Below are 25,121 nucleotides of genomic sequence, written 5' to 3' on the forward strand. Positions count from 1 at the left end.
TACCTCCCCCGAGAAAAATTTCTGGGCAACCCCTTGCCCATTGCCTCACATTGTGGCTTACTGGTGGCACGCTGTCCACCGCTTCAGGAGGCGGTGGAGTACTTCGGGGGGAAGGACTTTGACATGCGCGTACCCACACGCGTCGTGGACACTGGGCAGCCGGCCTATCGGGAGCCGGCACCGCCGTTGCCGCAGGGCAGGATTAACGCCGAGGCCGTGCCGGAGGCGGCTCGCGCTCAACCCGTGCCACTGGTTCGCCTGCTCATGCCGCTGGTCATGATCGCGGCCATGCTGGGCATGGTGGCGCTCATGGTTCTCGGTGCGGGGGATGCCCGCCGGATGAGCCCGATGAGCCTCATGTTTCCGCTCATGATGCTGGCCAGTATGGCCATGATGTTTAACCCGCAGGGAGGCGGGCAGGATCCGGATGAGACCCGCCGGACCTACCTGCGCCACCTTAAGGCGCTGCGGGAGGAAGCGCTGGAGCGCGGGGCGGCGCAACGCGCGCATGAAGAACACCGCAACCCTGACCCTGAGCAGCTTGGTGCATTGATTCCGACAACGCGCCTGTGGGAACGGGACGCGGATGCCCCGGACGCCTTGGAGGTGCGGGTGGGGACGGGGCCGATGGCCCTGTGCACGCCCATTAACGTGCCGGATTCGGGCGCGGCGGAGGACCTCGATCCGGTGTGCGCGGTGAGCTTGCGCCAGACCGTGCGCGCGGTGGGAACGCTGGCGGACATGCCGGTGGTCATCCAACTGCAAGCCTTTCCCATCGTTGGCCTGGCCGGCGAGGATGCGGCCGGGGTTGCCCGCGCGCTGCTGCTACACCTGGCCGTGCTGCACGGTCCGGAAACCGTGGGCATTGAGTACCACGGTGAGGAGTGGGAGTGGCTGAAGTGGCTTCCGCACGCCAGGGATCCGGCCCAAGTCCAGTTCCGCATCCGCGTTGTTGAGGAGGACCAGGCAAGCGGTGTTGCCATGCCGCGCAGTGACGAGCTGGAGGATACCCCCACAACCACCATCGCCGTGGGCGTTACGCCTCATTCGCCGCTCGGGCGCCGCGCTGAGGAAGAAGGCATCTACCTGCGGGCGGAGGGCGCGCTCTCCGTGGTTACTGCCGCGGGGGAGGAGGAGCTGGGACGCTGTGCGCTTGTCGACGATTCCACGGCCCTCCTGCGCGCCCGTACGCTTGCGCCCTATCACCGCCCCTTTGGCAGTGATGCTGCGGCAGCGCCCCGGCACGGTCGCGATGCGGACCTGCCGACCTTGCTGGGCTATCGGGACGTGGATGCGCTTCAGGCCTCCGGCATGTGGCAGGGACGCAGCCCAGCTGAGCGGCTGCGCGTGCCCATCGGCGTGGACGAGTCCGGGCACGCGCTGATGCTTGATGTGAAGGAGTCCGCGCAGGGCGGGATGGGGCCGCATGGTTTGTGCATTGGTGCTACTGGCAGCGGAAAGTCGGAATTACTTCGAACGCTTGTCGTAGCGCTGGCCGCCACCCATAGCCCGGAGGAGCTCAACCTCGTGCTCGTTGATTTCAAGGGTGGCGCAACCTTCCTAGGGTGTGAGGAGCTGCCGCATACCTCCGCCGTGATTACCAACCTGGAGGAAGAATCGACCCTGGTGGAGCGCATGTATGATGCCATCTCCGGCGAGATGAACCGCCGCCAGGAGCTGCTGCGCAAGGCGGGCAATTTTGCGAACGTGGGCGAGTTCAATGCCTCGGCTGCTGCGGTGGCCGAGCACGGACCGCTGCCGGCGTTGGTCATCGTGGTGGATGAGTTCTCGGAGCTCTTAGGCCAGCACCCGGACTTCGCCGAGCTCTTCGTCGCGGTGGGAAGGCTTGGCCGCTCGCTCCATGTGCACCTGCTGCTGGCCTCCCAGCGCTTGGAGGAAGGGCGCTTGCGGGGATTGGATTCGCACCTGTCCTACCGCATCGGATTGAAGACCTTCTCCGCGGGGGAGTCCCGCCAAGTTCTCGGCGTGGTCGATGCCTATCATCTCCCCGCCCAGCCGGGAGCCGGCTACCTCAAGACGGATGCCGATGCCCCTACTCGCTTCCACGCCTCCTATGTGTCTGGCCCGGTCACGCGCCGGGTAGCGCCTGATGATTCTGAAATGAATGCGCGGCACGCCGCGCGCGTGGAGCTTTTCACAGGGCAGCGCGCGGTGGAAGAAGAACTCGGATTTGCAGAGCTCGTAGATTCCTCGAGCACGCTCCTGGACACCGTGGTGGCCGCCGCCCGGGATGAGGCTGCTCGGCGTGGCCAGTCGGCGCGAAGAATCTGGCTGCCTCCCCTGCCGCCCGTGGTGGAGCTGTCCAGCGTTGCTTCCTTGCGGGAAGATTCTCCCGGCGCGGGCGGAGAGTTGCGCGCCGAGGTGGGGCTTATTGACCGCCCCTACCACCAGCGCCAAGACCCGCTCACCGTGGACTTTAAGGCAGGAGGTGGGCACCTGGCGCTGTGCGGTGGACCGCAGTCGGGTAAGTCGATGGCGCTGCGCAGTATCGCCTCCGGTCTGGCGCTGCGGCATTCACCGGGACAGGTGCGTTTCTATGTCATTGACCTGGGCGGCGGGCAGCTGCGGGTGCTGGACCGGCTGCCCCACGTGGCCGGGGTGGCTGGCCGTGAGGAGCCGGAGAAAATCCGTCGCATCGTTGATGAAGTCGCCGGCCTCGTGCGCCGCCCGGAGCCCCGCCACACCTTCCTCATCGTGGACGGCTGGCACCACATCGGCACCTCCGGCGCGGATTTTGAGGACCTTGCTGAGCCGATCACCCAGCTGGTCGCCGACGGCGCCTCCGCCCGCGTCCACGTCGTGATCGCTGCAGCGCGGTGGACGAGCCTGCGGCCGTCTATTCGGGATCTCATCGCGGCCCGTATCGAGCTGCGGCTGGGTGAAGCAATGGACTCACTCATCGACCGCAAGGCGCAGCAGAAGCTCCCGGCAACGCCCGGACGGGGAATCACACTGGCAGGGGAGAACCTGCTGTTTGCCGCAACGTCCCCGCAAGACATCGCCCACATCTGCGGTGTGCATGCCGGTGCCGAACCGGTTCCACCGCTGAAGATGCTGCCCGCCCTTCTCACCGAGTTGCCCGAGCCAGATGACGGCTCGCCACTGGACGGGGTGGCCTGGGGAATCGGCGGGCCGGACCTCGAAGTCCTTAGTTGGGATCCAGTCACACAGCCGCACCTGGTGTGCATTGGTTCCCAAGGCTCCGGCAAATCGAACTTCCTCAGCGTAATCCTGGCCGGAATTAGCCACCTGGGCAGGGAAGCCGCCCGCCTCGTGGTCATCGATGAGCGCCGTGCACATTTGGGGACGTTGGATGAGGAAATGGTGGCGGCGTATGGGGCGTCGGCAAGCGCGGCCACCCAAGCCATCCTCGATACCGTGCGCACCTTGGAACAGCGCCTTCCCGGCCCCGAGGTCACCCCCGCCCAGCTTGCAGCGCGCAGCTGGTGGGAGGGGCCGGACATCTACCTGGTTATCGACGACCTCGACCTGGTCAGCGACATTGCCCTGGCGCCACTGCTCGAGCTCCTCCCGCATGCCCGCGATGTGGGGCTGCACCTGGTGCTCGCGCGCAAAGCCGGCGGCATCGGGCGCGCGATGTTTGGGCAGTTCCTCTCTGCGGTGCGGGACCTGCAGCCGGCGCTGCTGCTTCTCGACGCCGACCGCGACGAAGGCGCCATCTTCGGCATCAAGCCAACAGCGCTGCCGCCAGGCCGCGGCCAATGGGTCCTGCGCGGCATATCTCAGGGCTTGGCGCAGGTGTATGTGCCGAGCGCCGATAGTTCACACAACCCACCACAGACCACAGGCAACAAAGGAGACAACCAATGACCGCGACGCACGCACTGCGAACACCGACAACCGCGCCAGAGACCACGCTGATCGTCACGGTGCTCGATGCCGCCACGATTTATGAAGGCCCGGAAACGATTTATCGCTATGACCTGCCCGGCACGGGAATCGCCGAGGGGTGGGCGCTGGAGGCCGTCCTTGACCAGGCAGAAAAAGTCTGTGGGGCGGAATGGCCGGACGTCACCGTTGAGGTGGTGGCGGATCCATCCGGAACGGATGTCAGTGTCGAAGCCGTGAGTATCCTGCGCCGGCAACTCGCTGGTGCCGGGGCGACGGTCCTAGAGCCAGAACCATCGCCGCCGCCGGCACCGGTTGCGGTCAGCGCATCACAGGCTGCTTCCCGCTCAGCGGTGGGGGAGCATCAGAACGAATATAACGGTGCGAAGGAGATAACTGCTGAGCGGCCTCGGGCAGCTCGCCGTTTGCGCTCCCATCGCGCAGCGCAATCCCGTTGGACGGCGCTGTTGGGAGGCGTCGATCCCTTCTACATCGCGATAGCGGTCATGGTAGTTGTCGTCGCCGGGGTGTCCTGGTGGGCGGTGGGGCGCAAGGATGCAGCAGTGGCGGCGTCGACTTCCGAACAGGTGGATGAGAATACGTCTGTGGCTGCCGGCGCGCCGGGTACGGCTGCAGCACCCGATGGGGATGAGCGCCCTGGGGGTGCCGCAGCGGAGGCGGAGTCCGGGGGATCCGGCAGCACGCAGCTGCGCCCTGGCCAGCAGGCCATCGAGGTGGAAGGGATGTCCCTGGTACTCCCGCAGGGATTCCGCACCAGCGTGGAGGACGGGCTTGTCACTGCGGCCGGCGAAGACCCCAATTTGCGCATCCTTTTGGCAGCTGATCCGCTCTTCAACGTTCCCGTCGACGTCCTCTTCGCCGAGATTAAAGGACAGATCGACTCCGATCCCGCCCTCCGTGATCCGGTCGAGGAATCTGGGCGGCTGACGTATACCGAGGACCCTGGAGACGGTTCGCAGGTGACGTGGATGATGTGGGAGGACAAGGGCCATCAGATGTCCGTGGGGTGCCACACCAAGTTTGAGCCCAACGTGGTGCAGAAAGCCGCCTGCCGGATGGCTGCGGAATCTCTGGTCAAAAAGGAGTAGGAGGGAGCACGCCGCGAAGCTAAAAGATTTTTGAACGCGGCGGGAACCGATGAGCCACTAGCTCAGTCCAATAAGGGTGAGAAGGACACAGGGTGCTTCTCGGGGGAAAGAAACACACACCAAGCCCTTGGAAAAGGGATATACCCCAGGTAGGGAACAAGACAGAAAGAGAAGAACATGACTCAAACGTTCCGCACAGAAGCCGACGTAATGGTGGCCACCGCCGGCCGCGTCGACTCCACCAATGACGAGGTACAGGGTGAGCTCACCCGTCTGCAGGGTGTTGTGGATTCCGTTCGCGGCAGCTGGGCAGGCCGCGCGCAGGTTTCCTTTGACAACCTGATGCAGCGCTACAACTCCTCCGCGCAGCAGCTGCGTGAAGCGCTAACCGCCATCAGCGAAAACATCAGGGATAATGCCCGCAACTTCGACACGGTTGAGGCGGATAACGCCCAGTCCTTCGAGAACGTCGGCGGCGCGGGACTGGCCTTGTAGCGCTAGCTGCGTTCACTGACTACAGCACACGTTGAATTACACACGAACACACAGAAGATAAGGAACACGCAATGTCTGGAATCAAGTATCAGTTCGGCGCCATCGCCGGCGCCGCAGCCGACATCAACTCCACCTCCGGTCGCATCAATGGACTCCTCGGTGACCTGAAGGCCACCCTGCAGCCGATGGTATCGACCTGGGAGGGAGATTCCGCTGCGGCATATAACGCGGCGCAAGCTAAGTGGGATAAGGCGGCCGCCGAGCTCAACACGGTGCTGGCGACCATCTCCACCACGGTCTCCCAGGGCAACGACAACATGAGTGACGTCAACCGTCGCGCTGCCGCAAGCTGGGGATAAACCGACCCGGCTGTGAGTCTTGAACTGGGTGGGTGAGCTTTTTCTTTAACACCATTCACCACCATGAGTGATGAGCGGTAGGTAGGAAGGCGCGGAGGCTAGGAAAGGAAGGCGCAGGGAATGGAAGGGCTGGACGCGCCGCCTTGACTCAGCTTCCACCGCCCGCCCAGTGAAGGCGCCGGTATCGCTTCTCATCAACGTTTCTGTCTCTACCCCACCCCGAATGAATTGAGGTGGAGGCGTTGGTGAGGGGCGATATCGGCGTTTTGGGTTTTCAAACTGCTGCGTACTAAAGTGAAACATCTATGTGTCCGCACCCCGTCGTTAGTGGGTGCGCGCGGGCTGCAGGTCTCCACCGGCCGCTGTATGTACCGCGTCAAGGCTTACATAGCGATGGCCGGCAGTTCCGAGACAGACTTTCAAGGAGTCATTTTGTCTACTTTCCACCCGAAGAGCGGTGACATCACCCGCAAGTGGTACGTCATCGACGCTACCGACGTGGTTCTGGGCAAGCTCGCTTCCACCGTGGCTGACATGCTGCGCGGCAAGCACAAGCCCCAGTACGCACCGAACGTTGATTGCGGCGACCACATCATCATCCTGAATGCGGACAAGATCCACATTTCTTCCAACAAGCGCGAGCGCGAGATGCGCTACCGCCACTCCGGTTACCCGGGCGGCCTGAAGTCCATGACCCTTGGTCAGTCCCTGGACGCTAACCCGGTCCGCGTTATCGAGGAAGCTGTGAAGGGCATGATGCCGCACAACAAGCTTTCCAACGCCTCCATCAAGAAGCTGCACGTTTTCGTGGGCGAGGAGCACCCGTACGCCGGCCAGAAGCCGGAAACCTTTGAGTTTAAGCAGGTGGCACAGTAATGACCGAGCAGAACATCGACAACAATGTAGCCGACGCTGCCGACATCGCTGCAGCAACCGCCGCTACCGAGGAGTTCACCAACACCATCGGTGATTCCCTGGCAACCGATACCGAGGCTGAGGTTGAGACCGCTGCCCCGGCTATCCACGAGGGCCCGATCCAGACCGTTGGTCGCCGTAAGCGCGCCATCGCTCGTGTTCGCCTCGTTGCTGGTTCCGGAAACATCTCCGTCAACGGCCGTGCCTTCGACGAGTACTTCCCGAACAAGCTGCACCAGCAGGACATCCTGCAGCCGCTGACCATCCTTGAGCGCGATGGCCAGTTTGATATTAAGGTCACCGTCAACGGTGGTGGCCCGACCGGCCAGGCCGGCGCTCTGCGTCTGGCTATCGCCCGCGCACTGAACGTCTACAACCCGGCTGACCGCCCGGCCCTCAAGAAGGCCGGCCTGCTCACCCGTGACGCTCGTGCCGTGGAGCGCAAGAAGGCTGGTCTGCACAAGGCACGTCGTGCCCCGCAGTACTCCAAGCGTTAATCTTCGCGCACTGCATTTTTCGAAAGCCGCTGCTTCCCTTGTATGGAGGCGGCGGCTTTCGCTATGTGTAGGGCCTGCACAACGTGAAGCCGCGAGTCATAGACAGACATCGTTGGTGGCCCGATCTGCGGAAGCTATGGGGTAGCAGGCATAATGAACAACTATGACTCGACTTTTTGGAACCGATGGAGTTCGCGGCCTAGCGAACAAGAAGCTCACTCCGATCCTGGCCTTGCGCTTGGGACAGGCGGCGGCGGAGGTATTGACCTCGGACCGTGAGTCCTATGAGCGTCGACCGCTCGCGATTATCGGGCGCGATCCGCGCGTGTCGGGTGAGATGCTGGATGCGGCGATCGCATCGGGCTTAGCATCGCGTGGCGTCGACGTCGTACGCGTCGGCGTGCTGCCTACCCCGGCTATCGCGTTCCTCACCGATGACTTTGGGGCAGATCTCGGCGTGATGATCTCCGCCTCCCATAACCCGATGCCGGACAATGGCATCAAGTTCTTCTCCGCGGGCGGTAAGAAGCTGCCTGATGAGGTGGAGGATCGCATCCAGGCTGCCATGGGAAGCCTCACCGAAGACGGACCTACTGCGACCAAGATTGGTCGCATCATTTCGGAGGCCCCCGATGGCCGCGAGCGCTACCTCAAGCACTTGGCCGAGGTCGTGACCACGGATCTGAGCGGCATCAAGGTTGTCGTCGATACCGCTAATGGTGCTGCCTCCAAGGTGGCACCGCAGGCCTACGAGGCTGCGGGTGCTGAGGTCATTGCCATTCACAACAAGCCCAATGCTTTCAACATCAACGAGGACTGCGGTTCGACGCATATTGAGAAGACCCAGGAGGCCGTCGTCGAGCACGGCGCCGATCTGGGCTTGGCTCACGACGGCGACGCTGACCGCTGTTTGGCCGTGGATGCCGAGGGCAATGTTGTTGACGGCGACCAGATCATGGCGATCCTCGCCGTGGGCATGAAGGAAGACAACGATCTCCGCTTCAACACCTTGGTGGCTACCGTCATGTCGAACCTGGGCCTGAAGCTGGCGATGCAGGAGCAGGGCATCGAGGTCAAGGAAACCGCCGTGGGTGACCGCTACGTGCTGGAGGAGCTCAACCGCGGCGATTACTCCCTGGGCGGCGAGCAGTCCGGCCACGTGGTGTTGCCGGATGACTGCACCACTGGTGATGGCACGCTGACTGGCCTGTCCATCATGGCGCGCATGGCGAAGTCCGGGAAGTCCATCAAGGAGCTGGCTTCCGTGATGACGGTATTGCCGCAGGTGCTTATTAACGTTCCGGTGTCCGATAAAGCCGTCATTCTTAAGGCTCCTGAGGTCAAGGAAGCTATCGCTGCCGCCGAGTCGGAGCTTGGAAACACAGGCCGCGTTCTGTTACGTCCGTCCGGCACAGAGGAGCTCTTCCGCGTCATGGTGGAGGCTGCTGAAGAGGAGCAGGCGCGCAAGGTGGCGGGCAAGCTCGCTGCGGTTGTTGCTGCAGTCTAGTTCTACGCACCCACGCTAAACCCCGGGCCATGTGGCCTGGGGTTTCGTGTTTTGTGGGTGATGGGGAACCGGAGGGGAGGTTTCTCAGTCCAATAAGGGCAGGAATCACTGTTTGTTGTGGACGAGAAGGAGGGCGCTCATGCCCGACGTATTTTTTGATGAGGACGAAGCCACGCGGCTTCTCGACGCCGTCGTGGACCAAACCCGCGCCCAAAGTGACGCGCATCGTGGGGACAGACCGAACTTTCCCGCGTCATCCGCGGGCCGGGACTTCGGCGGGCATGGGGCGCAGATTCAGGCGTTGCTGAGCCAGCTGCATGAGCGCGGAGCGTGGCGGTTGGACAACATATCGGCCACAGCGGATGCTGCACGCGCACAGCTGCGTGCTTTCGGGGAGATCGACCGTGGCCTTTCTGGCCAGCTTGGTGAGCAGGAAGCGGGGATGAACTGATGTCCACGATGGTCAAGTCGCTTTTGGGTGATTATTCACAGGCGGTGTCCCAGTTCCAGGCCGCTAGCTTAGGCGGCTACTCCGGACCCAGCACACCTATTGGTTTGTTGGGAGACATGGTGGGTTCGGTCGATGGGATAAAACCGGATGACCTGGTGAGCAGTACCGCATCGGCGATGGGTGCTCGGCGGCCGCGGCGCGGCGGCAATGGTTTGCGAGATTTCCTTTTAGGAACGGTCCTATCGCTGGCCGGGGGAGCGCTCATGGATCACCTTCGCGGCGTGCAGGATGACTTTGAGAAGGAAAGGGAGGAAGCCGATGACCTGGTGGAATCCGCGCAGCAGTGCTCCGAGGCCATCGAGGATGTGGTCGATGTTTCCGATTCTGCAGTGGCAGAGCTCATCTCCGCTGTCATTCCTCTGCTTAATATCCTGACGATGCTATTGCAGCGGCACCCTTTGGGAAAGGCCATCGTCCCAATGATTTCGAGCATTGGTGGAGACCTTATCGATCAGACGAATGACACTATTACGCAGACCTGCCGGGACCGCGATACTGCCATCGAGAATTGCTATGGCGAGTTTGAGAGGCGCTGTTCTGAGGTGTGTGAGCGCGAGCTTCCGGAGACCCCGCCGGAACCCGAATGTGGTTGCGAGGACAAACCGAAGCAGTGCCCACAACCTGAGCCTGAGCCTTGTGAGTCGACGAAGCCAGCCCAGTCTACTGAACCTGTTGCGCCAGCGCAGCCTTCTCCCGCACCGGCTCCTTCCACACCTGCCCCGCCGCAGCAACCGGTTGAGCAGGGGGTTGAAAAACCGGTAGTGCCACCGGAGGAGCCGGCGCCAACTCGTCCCGCTGCGGCGCAGGAAAAAGAGTGCCCACCGGATGAAGAGAAGCCACAGCCGGCGAAACCGAGCCAGCCTCCAAGCACACCAATTGAAACCGTAGAGCAGCCCAAGCCGGAATCCACTGCGCCAGAAGTGCAGCACGAACCGTGCGGCTGCCATGCGGAGAAAGAAGCGCAGTCCTGCAGTTGCAGTGAGCAGCAACGTGAAATAGAAACAACGAAGCCAGCTGATGCAGGGGTGGAGAGTCTCACCGAACCCGTTCAACAGGAGGTGATTGACTGCCCGGAGGATATGGAGCCGGTGGCTGAGGAGAAGGAGTGCCCTGAGGAACCAGTAGAAGGTGAAGACTGTGAGGCGCCAGAGCAGCCACCAGTTGCGGAGCCGGGTGAGTGCAAGCCTGAAGAATCCTGCTGCGGAAGCTTGGGAATCCTCGGCGTAGGGGTTGCCATCCTGGGGCTGGGCCTCTTGGCCGAGGCGGCTGTGGACTTCATCGAAAACCTGCCGGAGCCAGAACCTGTACCGGAGGCGGTGCCTGAGCCAGAGCCCGAACCCCAGCCAGAACCAGAGCCCTGTCCGCCGCCTGCGCCGGAACCTGCTCCTGACAATGGTGTTACGCCGCCACCGCCGGAGCTGAACAACGTCCCGGAGCCAGAAGCACCGCCGGAGAAGCTCGCACACATGCAAGCAGCGGAAGCACCGGTGCCAGCACCGGATCCTGCGCCAGCACCCGCATCCGAGCCAGCGCCAGGGCCCGCTCCCGCAACTGAGGCCGCACCAGACATAGCGCCGCAAGAAAGCTCAGAGACATCGTCTGTACACGCACGAAAGGCAGGGCAGTGGTAATGCCGCACAATGATTTTGATGAGTTCGCGCGCGGATTCCGCGAGCGCACAGCAGCACGGCTACTGGAGTTTGAGAAAGCCATGGCTAAGGCACAGGATGAGCTGGAAAGATCTGCGCAGCGCGCGGCCCAAACCCAAGTGCACCCGGACCCACAGAGGCGAAGCCCAGCCGCCAGGGGTGTAGGGCACGGCCAAAGCCAGGGGCAGGGGCGGGGCCGCCCGCGCGGTCAAGTGCAATCGGTGCTCAGGCGCGGGTGACACGGAAACCGGGAAACTCCTCTGTGCGCCAGCAGCCCCAGGTGCTACCGTGGCGTGAGTAATCGCTGTACGTATCAACCAGGGTTTGGAGGAAGACCGCATGACAGTTCCTTGGCTTTATGACGTCTTGTGGGGCGTTCTTCCCATGCTGTACCTCTTGGTGGCTTTTGTTGTGCTTGGCATTGAGATTAAATACGACAGAGAAATGGCCCACATAAAACTGTGGACAGCCGCTCAGTTGCTTCTGCCGGGCATTGCACTTATCGCTTGGCTTTTCATTGAGGTTCCTCGGTTAAAACGACTAAAGCAGGACGAATAAACGATCGTCCTGCTTTAGTCGGAGCACATGTGCGCCTTGCGGTGCTAGCTCGTCGAAACCACTCCTGTCGTGCTAGAAACCAGCGCGCTTGGTGAGGTCTTCGCCGACGAAGCTCTCGACGCCCTTGGCGGAGGCGTCGGCAGCCGCAAAGTCGTCGTACTTGGATTCGCCAGCGAGGGTGGACAGGAAGAAGCCAGTGACAAGGCCGCGGGCAGTTTCGACTGCGGAACCTTGGAAGAAGCCGGAGCCAAGCGCCAACTTGAAGAGCTTGTCCTCGCTGAAGCCGGACTGCGTGCCCTTAGCAATTTCGCGGTAAGCCACCGGACCGCCCCAGGCGTTGGCCAGCTTCGCGGGGTTTCCCGCGCGGAAGATATCATCTTGGCCCGCGCCAATAACGAGGCCGCGTGCCTTCACGGTGTGTGCGGCCTGAACTGCGGACGGGGAAGTATCGGCAGGGTAGAGGGCCGCGACGGCGCGGACCTTCGGGTTATCCACGGCAGCCAGGGTGGCCACGCCACCGCCCATACCGTGGCCAAAGACACCCAGCTTGGAAGCGGAGACCGAAATCTTGCCGGCGCCCAGCCTAACGCCGGCGGCAATCTGCAGGGCCGATTCGAGGTCGGCAGCCAAGTCGCGGTGTTTGGCAAAGACGCCCGTCTCCGTATCCGGAGCAACCACTACGATGCCCCAGCTGGCCAAGTGGCGCAGGGTGGCGTGGTAGTCCTTGATGCTCTTCGTCCAGTCGTGGGCAAACGCCACGGCGGGCAGGCCCTTGCCCTCAACCGGGGTGTACACCTTGCCCTCAAGCCCTGCATAAGACAGGTCTCCGACGAGGACGCGGTGCGGGCCGCGCTTAGACAACGTACCGAGATGCTTCTTCAAATTCGCAGACACGCTTTACAGAATAGAGGAAAGAATAAGCAAAGCGGTGAACAGTGCGGGAGATTAAGTAGGATCCTTGCGATTCGGCATGTTAAATCATGCTGTAAAATTTCGACCTATGTGTGGAATCGTTGGATACATTGGCCATAACACCGATGGCCGTGAGTACTTTGCCCTAGACGTTGTGCTGGAGGGCCTGCGTCGACTGGAGTATCGCGGCTATGACTCAGCAGGCGTCGCAATGTACGCCGATGGCAAGATCGGCTGGCGCAAGAAGGCCGGAAAGGTCGCCGCGCTGGAAGCCGAAATCGCCGCGCGTCCGCTTCAGGATTCCGTCCTGGGCATCGGGCACACCCGCTGGGCCACTCACGGGGGCCCGACCGATCTGAACGCCCACCCGCACGTGGTGGATGGCGGCAAGCTCGCCGTCGTTCACAACGGCATCATCGAGAACTTCGCCGAGCTCAAGACCGAGCTGGAGGCCAAGGGCCACAACTTCGTTTCCGAGACCGACACCGAAGTCGCCGCCACCCTCCTGGCGGATGTGTTCCACAACGAGGCCGGCGGTGACCTCACCAAGGCCATGCAGCTGACCGGCAAGCGCCTGGAAGGCGCGTTTACCCTCTTGGCTATCCACGCCGAGCAGGCAGACCGCATCGTGGCCGCGCGCCGCGATTCGCCGCTAGTTATCGGCCTGGGTGACGGGGAGAACTTCCTGGGTTCGGACGTCTCCGGCTTCATCGACTACACCAAGTCCGCCGTGGAGATGGACAACGATCAGGTCGTCACCATCACCGCGGATGATGTCGAGATCACCGACTATGAGGGCAACCCCGCCCAGGGCAAGCCCTTCGAGATCAAGTGGGATGCCGCCGCGGCCGAAAAGGGCGGCTTCAACTCCTTCATGGAGAAGGAAATCCACGACCAGCCGGCAGCCGTGCGCGATACGCTGCTGGGCCGCCTCGATGAGACCGGCAACCTGGTCCTCGATGAGATTCGCATCGAGGAGTCGGTGCTCAAGTCCATCGACAAGATCATCGTCATCGCCTGCGGCACCGCCGCCTACGCAGGACACGTCGCGCGCTACGCCATCGAGCACTGGTGCCGCATCCCGTGCGAGGTGGAACTGGCCCACGAGTTCCGCTACCGCGATCCGATCGTCAACGAAAAGACCTTGGTTGTGGCCCTGTCCCAGTCGGGCGAGACCATGGATACCCTCATGGCCGTGCGCCACGCCCGCCAGCAGGGCGCCAAGGTGATTGCCATCTGCAACACCCAGGGTTCCTCCATCCCGCGCGAGTCCGACGCCGCCTTGTACACCCACGCCGGCCCGGAGATCGCCGTGGCTTCCACCAAGGCCTTCCTGGCGCAGATCACCGCGACCTACCTGCTGGGCCTCTACCTGGCTCGCCTGCGCGGCAACATGTTCTCCGATGAGGTCAACTCCGTCCTCGAGGATCTGCGTGATATGCCGGATAAGGTTCAGGCAATCATCGACAACGAGCAGCAGGTCTACGACCTGTCCAACGCCATGGAGAACGCCAAGTCGGTGCTCTTCCTAGGCCGCCACGTCGGCTTCCCCGTCGCGCTGGAGGGCGCGCTCAAGCTCAAGGAGATCGCCTACCTGCACGCTGAGGGCTTCGCCGCCGGCGAGCTCAAGCACGGCCCCATCGCGCTCATCGAAGAGGGCCAGCCGGTCTTCGTCATCGTGCCTTCCCCGCGCGGCCGGGATTCCCTGCATTCCAAGGTCGTCTCCAATATCCAGGAGATCCGCGCCCGTGGTGCCATCACTATCGTCATCGCGGAAGAGGGCGACGAGGCCGTCGAGGCCTACGCCAACCACATCATCCGCATCCCGCAGGCGCCGACGCTCATGCAGCCTCTGCTGGCTACCGTCCCGCTGCAGATTTTCGCCTGCGGTGTGGCAACTGCCAAGGGCTACGACGTGGACCAGCCGCGCAACCTGGCGAAGTCGGTGACCGTCGAATAGCGCCGCACCCTTAAGTGGCACAATGGTGGGCATGTTGAAAACCACCGTTGACCTCAACGCTATTGCCCACAATGTCGCTCGCGTGAAGGAGGCGGTGGCCCCGGCCCGCCTCATGTGCGTGGTCAAGGCGGATGCCTATGGCCACGGCATCGAGCGTTGCGCCCCGGTCATGGCGAAGGCAGGGGCGGACGCTTTCGGGGTGGCCACGCTGGCCGAGGCCGTGGCGCTGCGGAAGGTCATTGACACCCTTCCCATCGCTGCCTGGCTGTGGGAGCCGACGGAGGACCTCGCCCCGGCCCTTGCCGCTGGTATCCAGATCGGCATTCCCTCTTTGGCGCACGCGCAGGCGCTCATCGCCGCCACTGATGCGCCCACCGAAGTCTTCGTGATGGTGGAGACGGGGATGCACCGCTCGGGCGTCGACAAGCACGCGTGGGAGGAGACCTTCCGCCTGCTTGCCGACACCCCCCACATCACCGTCCTCGGCCTCATGTCCCACTTTGCTTGTGCGGACGAGCCGGAGCACCCGCACAATGATCATCAGGAAACGGAGTTCCGCCAGGCCCTAGAGCTTGCCCGTGAGGTCGGGCTTGAGTGCCCGCTGAACCATCTGGCCAACTCGCCCGCGGCCTTGACCCGCCCTTCGGCGCGCTTCGAGCAGGTGCGCGTCGGGCTGGTCCTGTATGGACTCGAACCGGTGGCCGGGCGCGACCATGGGCTGAAGCCTGCCATGACCTGGGAAGCGTCCGTCGTTGCGGTGAAGCCGATTTCGGCGGGGGAGTCCACCTGCTACGGCTTGACCTGGACCGCGGATAGCGACCGTCAACTCGCCACCGTCAGCGTGGGCTATGCCGATGGGCTGCCGCGGGCCTTTCAAGGGGCGCTGCAGGTAGGCATCGGCGGCGAGCTCTACCCGCAGGTGGGCAGGGTCTGTATGGACCAGATTGTCGTCGACCTTGGGGCTAATCCCCACGGTGTGCGCGCCGGGGAGACAGCCGTTATCTTTGGCCGTGGCGGCATGAGCGCTACCGAGCTGGCCGAGGCAGCCGGGACCATCAACTACGAAGTACTGTGCCGCCCCACTGGGCGCACCCAGCGCACATACCGCGAAGGAGCTAGCGATGCGCAGTGATTTTCCACACGAAGGACACCGCGAGGCGGCCACTCCGGAGGATGCTCAGGCCTTCGGCGAGGAGCTGGGCGCGGCTTTAGAGGCCGGGGACCTGGTTATTCTTGATGGTCCCCTGGGCGCCGGGAAAACCACCTTCACGCAGGGTATTGCCCGCGGAATGCAGGCGAAGGGGCGGGTGACCTCGCCGACCTTCGTCATTGCGCGCGAGCACCCCTCGCGCGTGGGCGGGCCGACGTTGGTGCACGTGGATGCCTACCGCCTCTTGGATCATTCAGAGGATCCGTTGGGGGAGCTGGACAGTCTAGACTTAGACACCGAAATAGAGGACGCCGTCGTCGTCGCCGAATGGGGCGGGGGCTTCATGGAGCGGCTATCTGACTCGTACCTCGCCGTTACAATCAACCGCGATTCGGACGATGACGTCCGCGTATTCACATGGAAATGGGTGAATTAACGTGCTGGCTTTCCTTGCTGAACAGCCCCTGCTCACGCTTTTTCTCATCATGGCGGTGGGATTAGCCGTCGGCAAGATCAATGTCTTCGGCATCTCGCTCGGCGCCGCCGCTGCGATGTTCGTGGCCTTAGGCTTGTCCGCGGCCAACCCGGACATCGTGGTCCCGGCGTTCGTGTATCAATTTGGTTTGGCCATCTTCGTGTATGTCATCGGCCTGAACTTCGGCCGTAGCTTCTTCCAGGATTTCCGCCGGCGTGGATGGAAGATGTCCATGGTGGTCATCGTCTTCTTCTTCGTGTTGGCGGGGCTGACCACCCTGGCGATGCGCATGTTTGATCTCGACCCGGCGATCAGCGTGGGCACGCTGGCGGGGTCGGTGAGCTCGACGCCTGGTATGGCCGCGGTCGTCGAAGCCTTGGGCGGCGATAGCACCCCGGTGGTGGGCTATTCCCTGGCCTACCCGGGCTGCATCATCGGAACCATTCTGGTTGCCGCGATTGGCGCCAAGGTGCTGCGCGTGAACCACATTGAGGACGCGCGCGCCGAGGGCATGATCGCAGAACCGCTCGAGTGGCGGGCAGTGCGCCTGACCCGTGACTTCGACGCCACGGTGGGGGACCTCCAAGAGGTGACCGGTGAGCGCGTCATCGCCACCCGCCATGTGAACAACCCGCACGAGCACGACCTGGCCTACCCGGAGCTCCCGCTGCGTGCCGGCATGGAATTCCTGCTCAACGGCACAGCGCCCGCGTTGGATAGCGCGATTTCCCAGTTGGGTGAGGAGATCCACATCAACCTTCATGAGGAGGATGGTCTGGTCTACCGGCGCCTGACCGTGTCCAGCCCACGTGTTGCGGGCTATCAGCTCAAGGACTTGGACACTGTGAAGGAAGGCTTCCTCATCGCGCGCGTGCGCCGCGGCGACTCCGACGTCGTGCCGAACGAGGAAACCGTCCTGCACTACTCGGACCGCGTGCGCGTCATCACCGCGCCGGGCAGGCTTGACGACGTCCGCCGTTTCCTCGGCGACTCCGAAGCCAAGCTCGGCAATGTCGATTTGTTGCCCTTTGCCCTAGGCCTCTTCATCGGTCTGCTCTTCGGCGCTATTCCGATCCCGCTTCCGGGCGGCACTACGTTGTCCTTCGGCTTTGGTGGCGGACCCATCGTCGTCGGCCTCATCCTGGGCGCGCTGGGCCGCTCGGGCCCGATTAACTGGCAGCTTCCTTTCCACGCCAAGCAGACGATTTCCACGCTGGGGTTGACTTTGTTCTTGGCGGGCGTGGGTACGTCGGCAGGCGGCCAGTTCCGCGATGCCTTGTCGGATCCGACCTCCCTGAAGTACATGGGCGTGGGCATTGTGCTGACGCTGGTTTCTGCCATCGGCATCGTTGCGGTGTCCATGCTGGCGCTGCGCCTCAAGTTTGATGAGTCGATGGGCATCGCCGCCGGCATGACCACGAACCCGGCGATCATGGCCTACCTCAACCCGCAAACCGGTACTCAGCTGGCAGAGCGCGGCTATGCCACCGTGTACCCCACGGCGATGATCGGAAAGATTCTCATGTGCCAGGTCTTGGCCTTGATTATTGTTTGATGGTTGTCGCGTAGGATATCCCCGTACTGTTTATTCCCGCTACCCCCGCGTGAGGAGCTAAAACACCTTTATGAACAAGCTTGGTCAATTCATCACCACTGTCGTTATCGGCGGCTTCGCCGTATTCCTTGCCGCCCTCATCGTGCTGCCGATGGTCCGGCCAGCGCAGGCGGAGACGAAGGAGCCGTCGACAGTCGCCCAGTCCCTGAGCGCGTACCCGAAGAACCTGGACTTCGCCATGTTTATCCCGCAGGATGTGTACGGCCAGGCGTGGGGTGCGGTCGCCGCCGTCTGCCCGGGTGCCACCGAGGAGCAGCTCAAGAAGGGCGGCGTGGAGACGAAGAACCTGAGCATTGACTTCGCCGACGGGGCCGTGCCTGATGACGTGAACTACATCCTGCTGGCTTCGCAGACCGGTGAATTCAAGGCGGAGAAGCTCCCGCGCGCACAGGTGGACCTGTGTGATGGTCTGCTGCAGCAGCTGAAGTCGCCGGAAGCAGCCAAGCAGGACATCCCGCCGCTGCTGCCGTTCCAGCAGGGCCAGCCGCTGCAGTTTATTCGCGATACCCAGGATTACGTGGAGCAGATGGGTAAGAACAACCCCGACTACGTCGACACCGACTGGCACCTCGCAGGCTAATGAAGGTTCTTGCACTCGATACCGCCACCACGGACCTGGTGACGGGCATCGTTGATACCGACACCGGGGAGAGTATCGACCGCGTCATTAGCGGCACGCGCGCTCACAACGAGCAGCTCATCCCCGCTATCGAGGAGCTGCTTGCCGACGCCTCCCTGACCTACTCCGACCTCTCCGCCATCGTCGTCGGCACGGGGCCCGGACCGTTTACCGGCCTGCGCGTGGGCATGGCTACCGCTTCCGCTCTGGGGGTGGCTCTTCACCTGCCGGTGCATGGCGTGTGCACATTGGATGCCATCGCGCACGGGCGCGCGGGGGAGTGGCTGGTGGCCATCGATGCCCGCCGCAAAGAGGTCTACTGGGCCACCTACGCCGACGGTAAGCGTCTCAGCGGCCCGAACGTGTCGAAGCCGGAGGCCCTGGAACTGGGCGCCGCTGGGGTGTCGGGCGCGGATACCACGCGCCTGGTGTTCCCCGAGTCTATTGCCCCGCGCCTTCCGGAAGGTATCGCCGGCCTTCCCCGCGAGTGGGCTACCCCGCGCGCGGCGGGACTGGTTGCGTGCGCTGATCTTTCTGCCGAGCCCGCGCCGCTCGTCCCGCTGTACCTGCGCCGTCCCGATGCCGTGGAGCCGAAGGCGAAGCCGCGCTCGGCCGCCTTGGTCGGCGGCATCGGGGAAACACCGGCATCATGAGGCTGCGTCCACTCGTGCTTGAGGACGCACCCCGCTGCGCCGAACTAGAAAAAGTACTCTTCCCCGGTGAAACTCCCTGGCCGGCGCGTGCCTTCGAGCAGGAAATCGCGGCGGGGCACACCACCTACTGGGCGGTTGACGCAGGCGTCAACCGCGATGACCACAACGACGACCGCGGCGAAGCTCTCGGCTACGCCGGCGTGGGGCGGATGGGGCCCGCGGCCTGGCCGGAATACGAAATCCGCACCATCGGCGTCGACCCCGCGGCCCAACGGCGCGGTATCGCGCGGCTGATGATGGACGCCATCGTCGAGCTTGCAGATTCCCACGATGCACCCATCTTCCTTGAGGTTCGCGTGGGCAACGATCCGGCCATTCGCCTCTATGAGGCTTATGATTTTGTCATCAACGGCCTGCGCCGCAACTACTACCAGCCCTCCGGCGCGGACGCCCACACCATGTACCGACCACGAAAGAGTGAGAGATGTTAATCCTCGGCATCGAGTCCTCCTGCGACGAAACCGGCGTGGGAATCATCGAGCTGTCTGACAACGGCCACATGGAGATCCGCGCCGACGTCGTCGCCTCCTCCATGGAGCAGCACGCGCGCTTCGGCGGCGTGGTGCCGGAGATTGCCTCCCGCGCCCACCTTGAAGCGATGCCGCAGGTGATGAAGGCGGCGCTGGAGGAGGCGGGCGTCGAGAAGCCAGATGCAGTGGCCGCCACCGTGGGGCCGGGACTGGCCGGCGCGCTCCTCGTCGGGGCGTCGGCAGCCAAGGCCTTCGCCTCCGCGTGGGGCGTGCCCTTCTACGGCGTCAACCACCTCGGCGGGCACGTCGCGGTGGCCAACCTGGAGGGCGAGGAGCTTCCGCACTCGGTAGCGCTGCTCGTCTCCGGTGGCCACACCCAGCTGCTCGAGGTCGAAGCCGTGGGCAAGCCCATGAAGGAACTGGGCACCACGCTTGACGACGCCGCCGGCGAAGCCTACGACAAAGTCTCCCGCCTGTTGGGTTTGGGGTATCCGGGAGGGCCGGTCATCGATAAGCTGGCCGCCCAAGGCGAGCCCACCATCGATTTGCCGCGTGGTTTGTCCAAGGCCGAGGACCTGCGCGGGCCCAACCGCCACAACTTCTCCTTCTCGGGGCTCAAAACGGCAGTAGCCCGCCACGTGGAAAAGGCCGAGCGCGAGGGCACCACGGTCCAGGTTGAGGATCTCTGCGCCTCCTTCCAAGAGGCGGTGGCGGATGTGCTGACCGCCAAGGCCGTGCGCGCCTGCCAGGACACTGGCGCCAAGGTGCTGCTGCTCGGCGGCGGCGTGGCTGCGAATTCGCGGCTGCGCGCCTTGGCGGCGAAGCGCTGCGAATCCGCGGGAATCGAGCTGCGTGTGCCGCGCTTCAAGCTGTGCACCGACAACGGCGTGATGATCGCGGCGGTGGCCGCCCAGCTCATTCACGAAGGCGCAGAACCCTCCGGCCTGGCATGCGGGACCGATACGCAGCTTGAGGTGGAAGTGCCGCTCGTGGCCGCCGCGCGCTAGCGGATGCGCAACCCCCAGGGTGCCGGTAGTGTGATGACCGATAATCGTCCGGCTCACACACAAGGAGCTCACACCGTTATGACCACTGGATTCCTCGTTAACCCTGATCTGTCCCGCCGCATCATCGAGTTTGAGCTCGAACAGGCAAATCAATTCCTCGGTGGTACCACCGAGGATCGCGTTTCCGTGGCCTTCCAGGATGATGGCCAGACCTACGCGGCGTTGTTTAACCCGAACGCGAAGGCTGACGACGCCGACCCGAACCCGGTGGCCTCCTTGGCCCGCAACGCTGCGGCTACCGGCAACTCCGCTTTCCTGCAGGACCCAATCCGCTCAATCTGCGGCCCAGTCATCTTTGTTGCGGCCGACGGTGACGACAAGAACATCGACGAGGTCGTCGAGGCCGTGGAGCACGGCATCCGCGCGGTGAAGAACTACCGCGAGGACAACCCGGAGGAGTACCAGCTGTGGCGCGCGGCTGTGCTGAACTCCCACCGACAGGTCTAATTCCAGCCCTTGTTTGTAGGGCCTCAGCGCTTTTCTAGCGCTCGGTGTGGCGCAGCCATGCCAATACGGCCTTCACCCGCCGGTTGGAGTCCTCGGGTCGAAACCCGAGCTTTATAAATACATTGGAGACATGCTTGCTTACTGCTCCGGAGGTAAGGACGAGCGTGTCTTCAATGTCTTTATTGCTCAATCCTTGGGCCATAAGCCCCAGTACCTCCCGCTCGCGAGCGGTGAGCCGGGCTAGACCAGTGTGCCTTGCAGAAAGCAGCGCCGTGACCACCTCTGGGTCCACCACGGTGCCGCCGCGGGCGACATCGTCAAGCGTGCGCACGAATTCTTCAACATCAGAAACGCGCTCCTTGAGTAGGTACCCGAATCCGCCGTGCTCCAGGAGGCGGTCGAGATAGCTTGCCGCTACGTATTGGCTCAGCACCACCACGGGTTGGGTGGGGTCGGCTGCCCGCAGATCGTGCACGGCTTGAAGCCCGTCATCGGTCATCGTGGGCGGCATGCGCACATCGCTGATAATGAGGTCGAAGTCTTCCTGCACTGCGATGGCGCGCAGTGCTTCGGCATCTGTGACCGCCGTGACGCTATGACCGAGAGCACCGAGTAGTTGCTCCAGACCCGCGCGCAGGAGCGCGGAATCTTCTGCGAGTAGTAACTTCATTCCGCCTCCTTCAGCGGTAGTTTGACCAGCAGCTGGCCGCCGCCTTTACCCGTAGCTTTGGTGCTATCAGCACCAAAGGTTACTGTGCCGCCGAGTGCAGCAGCACGCTCACGCAGCCCGGCGAGGCCCGTGCCCGAACCCACAGCTGCACTCTCACCGTCCGGCTCTTTGGCCGTGGGGCCCATGCCATTATCTACGATTTCTAGGCGCAGCATATCCCTAAAAGCGACCGTTACCACGGCTTCGGTGGCTGCGCCGTGTTTAGAGGCGTTTGTGAGCGCCTCGGCGACTGCATGATAGGCCAGCAGTGCTGTGGTCTCGTCTATCGAGCTCTCAGCGCCCTCTACGCGAAGTGTGGTCTCAAGCCCGGAATGGGCGAGTAACTCGTCGAGGGCGGGGATAAGCCCGTCGTCGAAAAGCACCTGCGGCGCAATGCCACGCACTGTCGCCCGCAATGAAGCCAGAGCCAAAGAGGCATTATGTTCTGCGTCAGTCAAGGCCTGCTGTGCCTGGGGCGGGGCTTGTAGTTTTGCCGCGGCCAAGTTGAGCTTGAGCGCAGTGAGGTACTGCTGCGGGCCATCGTGCAGTTCGCGTTCGATGCGGCGGCGCTCGCCGGAGAAGGCATCGATAAGCGTGGCACGCGAGGCCGCCATTTCCTCGGCCGAAGGACTCAATGCCAGTCGGGTCAGCGAGACCGACGCTGAGACCAAGAGGCGGTTGAGACCTACCAGTAACAACACAAGCAACAGAGCAGCCAGCCAGCAGGTTAAGAAAATAAGCGGTCGGTTGGAGGTGGACCACTCGCCAACGGAGAACTCGGCCTTAGGTACGAATGGCGCTATCGCTAGCACACCCGCTGTGAAACCCAGGGCCGTCCACGCGGTAAAGCATGCAGTCGAAATCAATAACTGCAACACGAGGTGATAGAACTGCTGCCAATCAAACCATCGATCTGCGCGCCGGGGTGGAATTTCCACGCCCATCCACTGCGCGCCCAACCGGCCGACAAGTTCCGCGGCGCGACCCACCAACGGGATCCACGGCAGCATCAGCACCGAAATCACCAAGGTTGGGATACACAGCATGCCGAGGAGGAGGCTCCACGCACAGGCTTTGAAGGTTCGCATAGTCTTCGACCCTATCCGCCATGCCGGTGGAAGGGCAGTGGAGCTAGCTCCACCATTTTTCGGGCAGCCCGCCCCATGTCATTGTTGTGCGTGGCCGAGTGGAATCAAAGGCATGTTAAAAGCAGAAAACCTTAGTAAGCGCTACGGCCGCCGCACCGTGCTCAATCGCGTCAATGTGTCTATCGCCCCAGGCGAATTCGTTGCCATCATGGGGCCATCGGGAAGCGGCAAAACCACGCTCCTGAACCTGTTATCCGGGCTCGATAAGCCCACTTCCGGCCGAGTCAACGCGCCGGGGCGCAAGCAGCGTGCATTTGTATTCCAAGACTACAACCTGCTGGAATCCCTCAACGCGCAACGCAATGCCACCTTGACGGCGCGCTTTTCCGGCCGGCGCCCTGCACGCGGCCGTGTGGCAGAGGTCTTCGATTCGCTCGGTCTCGCTGGATTGGAGAGCCGCCTGCCCGCACAGCTTTCTGGTGGGCAGCAGCAACGCGTGGCTGTCGCCCGGGCATTGCTGGCCCAAGCGCCCTATATCTTCGCTGACGAGCCCACGGGCGCGCTTGACGACGCCACCGCTTCCACCGTCCTTTCCCACCTTCACGCCGTTGCCCGCGATGGAGCCAGCGTGATCATGGTGACTCACTCGCACCTTGCCGCCGAGGCGGCCGACCGGGTCATTTCCTTGGAGGAGGTGGCCCATGCTGGTGTGGCTTAAGGACTTACAGTCCAATTGGCTATCGTGGCTGGCCGTAGCGCTGACCCTGGTGGTGTCTTCCACCTCGTGCACCCTAGCGCTAGCCATGCTGGTCGCTTCCCCCGGAGCCGAAGAAAACCCCGCTGGGCCTCTGGGCGGCACAGTGCTGGGCATGTCACTGTGCGTGGTAGTGCTGGTGACGCTCTCGCAGATGCGCCTTATCATCGCTGAGCGCGAGCCGGTCTACCGTTCCTGGCGCATGGTGGGCATGCCTGGGTGGATGATCCTGATTTTCATTCTGGGCCAAGTCGCGGTGGTCAGCGCGGCCGCCGGATTTCTTGGTGTGCTGCCGGCCCGTCCACTGCTCGCGCCGTGCGTGCGCGCCCTGCGCAGCGACGGCATCCCTTTGCCAGACATTGCGATTACAGGCCAGGTCGTTGGTATTGCGATAGTTGTCTGCATGTCCGCGGCCCTAGTCGGAGCGCTGCCTCCACTGCGCCGAGTCTTTCGGCCGCACGCCACCGCACACCCGGCGTGGCTCATGGTGAAATTCCTGCTCGCGTCCGTTGCTGTCGGCAGTACGGTCTATGGATGCCTACACATCGATGATCCCGGTGACCTCCTCTCGGCCGAGATGGGCTTGGTCATCCTTGTCGCGCTCTTTTTGCCCTGGCTTATGCCCGTCCTGGATCAATGGACCCGCGCGGCCGGCATCGCTGGGGCTAATGTGCGCGTGCGCCGAAGCTTTTCCACCCCGCACATCGTGCCGTGGGTGCTCGTCGGCGGCTTTATCGTCGCCGTCGGCTCGGGCCTGCGCTTTGGGAACGACGCAGGCGCCGGAGGCACCCTGTCCTCGTGGCAGGCCTTCCTCGCCCTTTTGGGTCCAGTCTTCGCACCTAGCATCGTGGGCGCCGTGCTTACCTCGCTGCTTATGCACGGGCGCATCGCGGCCGATATTCGTGGCCTCACCTTGGCGGGCGCCGCCCCCTCGGCCTGGGCGCGCGTGCAAGTGGGGGAGGCGGCGTGCCTCACCCTGACTGCGGCCGGCGTGGTCTGGGCGCTGTGTTTGGCGACGCTCCTCCCACTCCACCGCCTCCTTACCCCACAAGAGGCACTCGGTCGGACAATCCTGGAGGAGCTGTGGTGGCCGTCCTTCGCCGTAATATTCGGCGCAATGTTTATTGCCCTGGGCGTCGTCAAGCTGGCGTTGGCCGGCTTTGTACACACCCGAGTCGCGTCGTTCGCGGAGGGCGAACGGGTTAGCGGCCCACAACGTTGAGGGCTAGCAGTCGCGAGGGTAGAGTGCTAGGCAGGTTGTTTTGACCCACAGTTGTTCACCCGCGACGACGGCTGTGCTGGACACCCACAACCGGCACGCGCGCGTCCACGTGGACGCGCACTAGGAACACTTTGGAGGAAATCATCATGGCAAACATCAAGCCGCTGGAGGACAAGGTCCTCGTCCAGATCGTTGAAGCTGAGACCACCACTGCATCCGGCCTGGTTATCCCGGACTCCGCGAAGGAGAAGCCGCAGGAGGCCACCGTCGTCGCTGTCGGCCCGGGCCGCACCAACGACAAGGGCGAGGTCGTCCCGGTTGGCGTCAACGAGGGCGACACCGTCATCTTCTCCAAGTACGGCGGCACCGAGCTGAAGTACGACGGCCAGGAGTACCTCCTGCTGTCCGCTCGCGACCTGCTCGCAGTCATCGAGAAGTAAAAGTAGGCGA

Annotated in this window: 25 protein-coding genes; 22 read left to right on the forward strand and 3 right to left on the reverse strand. The window is 63.2% G+C overall.

Annotation, left to right across the window (positions count from 1 at the left end; translation table 11 throughout):
• Window positions 1-123: 123 nt before the first annotated feature.
• The 10 genes from eccCa to HMPREF2808_RS06440 all read left to right on the forward strand — a co-directional run bounded on the left by eccCa (window position 124) and on the right by HMPREF2808_RS06440 (window position 11,470).
• On the forward strand, window positions 124-3,852 hold the full coding sequence (eccCa, locus tag HMPREF2808_RS06390) for a type VII secretion protein EccCa (protein ID WP_246818524.1): 3,729 nt from the start codon (window positions 124-126) through the stop codon (window positions 3,850-3,852).
• Complete coding sequence (locus HMPREF2808_RS06395; RefSeq protein ID WP_070624276.1) at window positions 3,849-4,979, forward strand: type VII secretion-associated protein; 1,131 nt, start codon at window positions 3,849-3,851, stop codon at window positions 4,977-4,979. The genes eccCa and HMPREF2808_RS06395 overlap by 4 nt, the downstream gene beginning before the upstream one ends.
• A 177-nt stretch (window positions 4,980-5,156) precedes the next feature.
• Window positions 5,157-5,474 (forward strand): WXG100 family type VII secretion target, encoded by a 318-nt coding sequence (locus HMPREF2808_RS06400; protein ID WP_070521640.1) that lies wholly within the window; start codon window positions 5,157-5,159, stop codon window positions 5,472-5,474.
• Between the two features lie 71 nt (window positions 5,475-5,545).
• Window positions 5,546-5,833, forward strand: coding sequence for a WXG100 family type VII secretion target (locus tag HMPREF2808_RS06405; protein ID WP_070521638.1), 288 nt, complete (start codon window positions 5,546-5,548; stop codon window positions 5,831-5,833).
• A 432-nt stretch (window positions 5,834-6,265) separates the two neighbouring features.
• Window positions 6,266-6,709, forward strand: coding sequence for a 50S ribosomal protein L13 (rplM, locus tag HMPREF2808_RS06410; protein ID WP_010189505.1), 444 nt, complete (start codon window positions 6,266-6,268; stop codon window positions 6,707-6,709).
• Entirely contained in the window at window positions 6,709-7,245 is a 537-nt protein-coding gene (gene rpsI / locus HMPREF2808_RS06415) for a 30S ribosomal protein S9 (RefSeq protein WP_070521636.1), read from the forward strand. The genes rplM and rpsI overlap by 1 nt, the downstream gene beginning before the upstream one ends.
• A 163-nt stretch (window positions 7,246-7,408) precedes the next feature.
• On the forward strand, window positions 7,409-8,752 hold the full coding sequence (gene glmM / locus HMPREF2808_RS06420) for a phosphoglucosamine mutase (RefSeq protein WP_070530775.1): 1,344 nt from the start codon (window positions 7,409-7,411) through the stop codon (window positions 8,750-8,752).
• 139 nt (window positions 8,753-8,891) lie between these two features.
• Window positions 8,892-9,203, forward strand: coding sequence for a hypothetical protein (locus tag HMPREF2808_RS06425; protein ID WP_070563739.1), 312 nt, complete (start codon window positions 8,892-8,894; stop codon window positions 9,201-9,203).
• The gene (locus tag HMPREF2808_RS06430) at window positions 9,203-10,894 is read left to right on the forward strand and encodes a zinc metalloprotease (protein ID WP_070624277.1); all 1,692 of its coding nucleotides are present in this window, start codon (window positions 9,203-9,205) and stop codon (window positions 10,892-10,894) included. Before HMPREF2808_RS06425 ends, HMPREF2808_RS06430 begins: the two co-directional genes overlap by 1 nt.
• 357 nt (window positions 10,895-11,251) lie before the next feature.
• Window positions 11,252-11,470, forward strand: a complete 219-nt coding sequence (locus HMPREF2808_RS06440; RefSeq protein WP_070521584.1) for a hypothetical protein — start codon at window positions 11,252-11,254, stop codon at window positions 11,468-11,470.
• 72 nt (window positions 11,471-11,542) lie between these two features.
• On the opposite strand, the gene HMPREF2808_RS06445 is transcribed toward HMPREF2808_RS06440, so the two are convergent.
• Entirely contained in the window at window positions 11,543-12,364 is an 822-nt protein-coding gene (locus HMPREF2808_RS06445) for a dienelactone hydrolase family protein (RefSeq protein WP_070597131.1), read from the reverse strand.
• 106 nt (window positions 12,365-12,470) lie between these two features.
• Between HMPREF2808_RS06445 and glmS the strand changes: the two genes are divergently transcribed.
• The 9 genes from glmS to HMPREF2808_RS06490 all read left to right on the forward strand — a co-directional run bounded on the left by glmS (window position 12,471) and on the right by HMPREF2808_RS06490 (window position 20,898).
• On the forward strand, window positions 12,471-14,342 hold the full coding sequence (gene glmS / locus HMPREF2808_RS06450) for a glutamine--fructose-6-phosphate transaminase (isomerizing) (RefSeq protein WP_070624278.1): 1,872 nt from the start codon (window positions 12,471-12,473) through the stop codon (window positions 14,340-14,342).
• Window positions 14,343-14,367: 25 nt separating this feature from the next.
• A complete protein-coding gene (gene alr, locus HMPREF2808_RS06455) occupies window positions 14,368-15,474 on the forward strand; it encodes an alanine racemase (protein WP_070624321.1) in 1,107 nt (368 codons plus the stop codon).
• Window positions 15,464-15,928, forward strand: a complete 465-nt coding sequence (tsaE, locus tag HMPREF2808_RS06460) for a tRNA (adenosine(37)-N6)-threonylcarbamoyltransferase complex ATPase subunit type 1 TsaE (RefSeq protein ID WP_070521575.1) — start codon at window positions 15,464-15,466, stop codon at window positions 15,926-15,928. Before alr ends, tsaE begins: the two co-directional genes overlap by 11 nt.
• Window position 15,929: 1 nt before the next feature.
• On the forward strand, window positions 15,930-17,522 hold the full coding sequence (locus tag HMPREF2808_RS06465) for an aspartate:alanine exchanger family transporter (RefSeq protein ID WP_070624279.1): 1,593 nt from the start codon (window positions 15,930-15,932) through the stop codon (window positions 17,520-17,522).
• A gap of 70 nt (window positions 17,523-17,592) precedes the next feature.
• Window positions 17,593-18,162 carry a hypothetical protein gene (locus HMPREF2808_RS06470; protein WP_070624280.1) on the forward strand — a complete coding sequence of 190 codons (570 nt, stop codon included), beginning with the start codon at window positions 17,593-17,595 and terminating at the stop codon, window positions 18,160-18,162.
• Window positions 18,162-18,854, forward strand: coding sequence for a tRNA (adenosine(37)-N6)-threonylcarbamoyltransferase complex dimerization subunit type 1 TsaB (gene tsaB / locus HMPREF2808_RS06475; protein ID WP_070624281.1), 693 nt, complete (start codon window positions 18,162-18,164; stop codon window positions 18,852-18,854). Before HMPREF2808_RS06470 ends, tsaB begins: the two co-directional genes overlap by 1 nt.
• Window positions 18,851-19,345, forward strand: coding sequence for a GNAT family N-acetyltransferase (locus HMPREF2808_RS06480; protein WP_070624282.1), 495 nt, complete (start codon window positions 18,851-18,853; stop codon window positions 19,343-19,345). Before tsaB ends, HMPREF2808_RS06480 begins: the two co-directional genes overlap by 4 nt.
• Window positions 19,339-20,391 (forward strand): tRNA (adenosine(37)-N6)-threonylcarbamoyltransferase complex transferase subunit TsaD, encoded by a 1,053-nt coding sequence (gene tsaD / locus HMPREF2808_RS06485; protein ID WP_070624283.1) that lies wholly within the window; start codon window positions 19,339-19,341, stop codon window positions 20,389-20,391. The genes HMPREF2808_RS06480 and tsaD overlap by 7 nt, the downstream gene beginning before the upstream one ends.
• A gap of 78 nt (window positions 20,392-20,469) precedes the next feature.
• A complete protein-coding gene (locus HMPREF2808_RS06490) occupies window positions 20,470-20,898 on the forward strand; it encodes a hypothetical protein (RefSeq protein WP_070446512.1) in 429 nt (142 codons plus the stop codon).
• A gap of 34 nt (window positions 20,899-20,932) precedes the next feature.
• Here the strand turns inward: HMPREF2808_RS06490 and HMPREF2808_RS06495 are convergent, their stop codons facing one another.
• A complete protein-coding gene (locus HMPREF2808_RS06495) occupies window positions 20,933-21,568 on the reverse strand; it encodes a response regulator (RefSeq protein ID WP_070521553.1) in 636 nt (211 codons plus the stop codon).
• The gene (locus HMPREF2808_RS06500; protein WP_070624284.1) at window positions 21,565-22,695 is read right to left on the reverse strand and encodes a sensor histidine kinase; all 1,131 of its coding nucleotides are present in this window, start codon (window positions 22,693-22,695) and stop codon (window positions 21,565-21,567) included. The genes HMPREF2808_RS06495 and HMPREF2808_RS06500 overlap by 4 nt, the downstream gene beginning before the upstream one ends.
• 112 nt (window positions 22,696-22,807) lie before the next feature.
• Here HMPREF2808_RS06500 and HMPREF2808_RS06505 point away from each other — a divergent pair, with 112 nt between their 5' ends.
• The 3 genes from HMPREF2808_RS06505 to groES all read left to right on the forward strand — a co-directional run bounded on the left by HMPREF2808_RS06505 (window position 22,808) and on the right by groES (window position 25,111).
• Entirely contained in the window at window positions 22,808-23,413 is a 606-nt protein-coding gene (locus HMPREF2808_RS06505; protein WP_070521548.1) for an ABC transporter ATP-binding protein, read from the forward strand.
• Window positions 23,397-24,671, forward strand: a complete 1,275-nt coding sequence (locus tag HMPREF2808_RS06510) for an FtsX-like permease family protein (protein WP_070521546.1) — start codon at window positions 23,397-23,399, stop codon at window positions 24,669-24,671. Before HMPREF2808_RS06505 ends, HMPREF2808_RS06510 begins: the two co-directional genes overlap by 17 nt.
• A gap of 140 nt (window positions 24,672-24,811) precedes the next feature.
• On the forward strand, window positions 24,812-25,111 hold the full coding sequence (gene groES / locus HMPREF2808_RS06515; RefSeq protein ID WP_167595557.1) for a co-chaperone GroES: 300 nt from the start codon (window positions 24,812-24,814) through the stop codon (window positions 25,109-25,111).
• Window positions 25,112-25,121: the final 10 nt, after the last annotated feature.

The organism is Corynebacterium sp. HMSC078A10, from assembly GCF_001811565.1.
Classification (GTDB): domain Bacteria; phylum Actinomycetota; class Actinomycetes; order Mycobacteriales; family Mycobacteriaceae; genus Corynebacterium; species Corynebacterium hesseae.

Coding starts and splice junctions, on each gene's coding strand:
- eccCa (WP_246818524.1), top strand. CDS start 124: ATGCGCGTACCCACACGCGTCGTGGACACTGGGCAGCCGGCCTATCGG.
- HMPREF2808_RS06395 (WP_070624276.1), top strand. CDS start 3,849: ATGACCGCGACGCACGCACTGCGAACACCGACAACCGCGCCAGAGACC.
- HMPREF2808_RS06400 (WP_070521640.1), top strand. CDS start 5,157: ATGACTCAAACGTTCCGCACAGAAGCCGACGTAATGGTGGCCACCGCC.
- HMPREF2808_RS06405 (WP_070521638.1), top strand. CDS start 5,546: ATGTCTGGAATCAAGTATCAGTTCGGCGCCATCGCCGGCGCCGCAGCC.
- rpsI (WP_070521636.1), top strand. CDS start 6,709: ATGACCGAGCAGAACATCGACAACAATGTAGCCGACGCTGCCGACATC.
- glmM (WP_070530775.1), top strand. CDS start 7,409: ATGACTCGACTTTTTGGAACCGATGGAGTTCGCGGCCTAGCGAACAAG.
- HMPREF2808_RS06425 (WP_070563739.1), top strand. CDS start 8,892: ATGCCCGACGTATTTTTTGATGAGGACGAAGCCACGCGGCTTCTCGAC.
- HMPREF2808_RS06430 (WP_070624277.1), top strand. CDS start 9,203: ATGTCCACGATGGTCAAGTCGCTTTTGGGTGATTATTCACAGGCGGTG.
- HMPREF2808_RS06440 (WP_070521584.1), top strand. CDS start 11,252: ATGACAGTTCCTTGGCTTTATGACGTCTTGTGGGGCGTTCTTCCCATG.
- glmS (WP_070624278.1), top strand. CDS start 12,471: ATGTGTGGAATCGTTGGATACATTGGCCATAACACCGATGGCCGTGAG.
- tsaE (WP_070521575.1), top strand. CDS start 15,464: ATGCGCAGTGATTTTCCACACGAAGGACACCGCGAGGCGGCCACTCCG.
- HMPREF2808_RS06470 (WP_070624280.1), top strand. CDS start 17,593: ATGAACAAGCTTGGTCAATTCATCACCACTGTCGTTATCGGCGGCTTC.
- tsaB (WP_070624281.1), top strand. CDS start 18,162: ATGAAGGTTCTTGCACTCGATACCGCCACCACGGACCTGGTGACGGGC.
- HMPREF2808_RS06480 (WP_070624282.1), top strand. CDS start 18,851: ATGAGGCTGCGTCCACTCGTGCTTGAGGACGCACCCCGCTGCGCCGAA.
- tsaD (WP_070624283.1), top strand. CDS start 19,339: ATGTTAATCCTCGGCATCGAGTCCTCCTGCGACGAAACCGGCGTGGGA.
- HMPREF2808_RS06490 (WP_070446512.1), top strand. CDS start 20,470: ATGACCACTGGATTCCTCGTTAACCCTGATCTGTCCCGCCGCATCATC.
- HMPREF2808_RS06495 (WP_070521553.1), bottom strand. CDS start 21,568: ATGAAGTTACTACTCGCAGAAGATTCCGCGCTCCTGCGCGCGGGTCTG.
- HMPREF2808_RS06500 (WP_070624284.1), bottom strand. CDS start 22,695: ATGCGAACCTTCAAAGCCTGTGCGTGGAGCCTCCTCCTCGGCATGCTG.
- HMPREF2808_RS06505 (WP_070521548.1), top strand. CDS start 22,808: ATGTTAAAAGCAGAAAACCTTAGTAAGCGCTACGGCCGCCGCACCGTG.
- HMPREF2808_RS06510 (WP_070521546.1), top strand. CDS start 23,397: ATGCTGGTGTGGCTTAAGGACTTACAGTCCAATTGGCTATCGTGGCTG.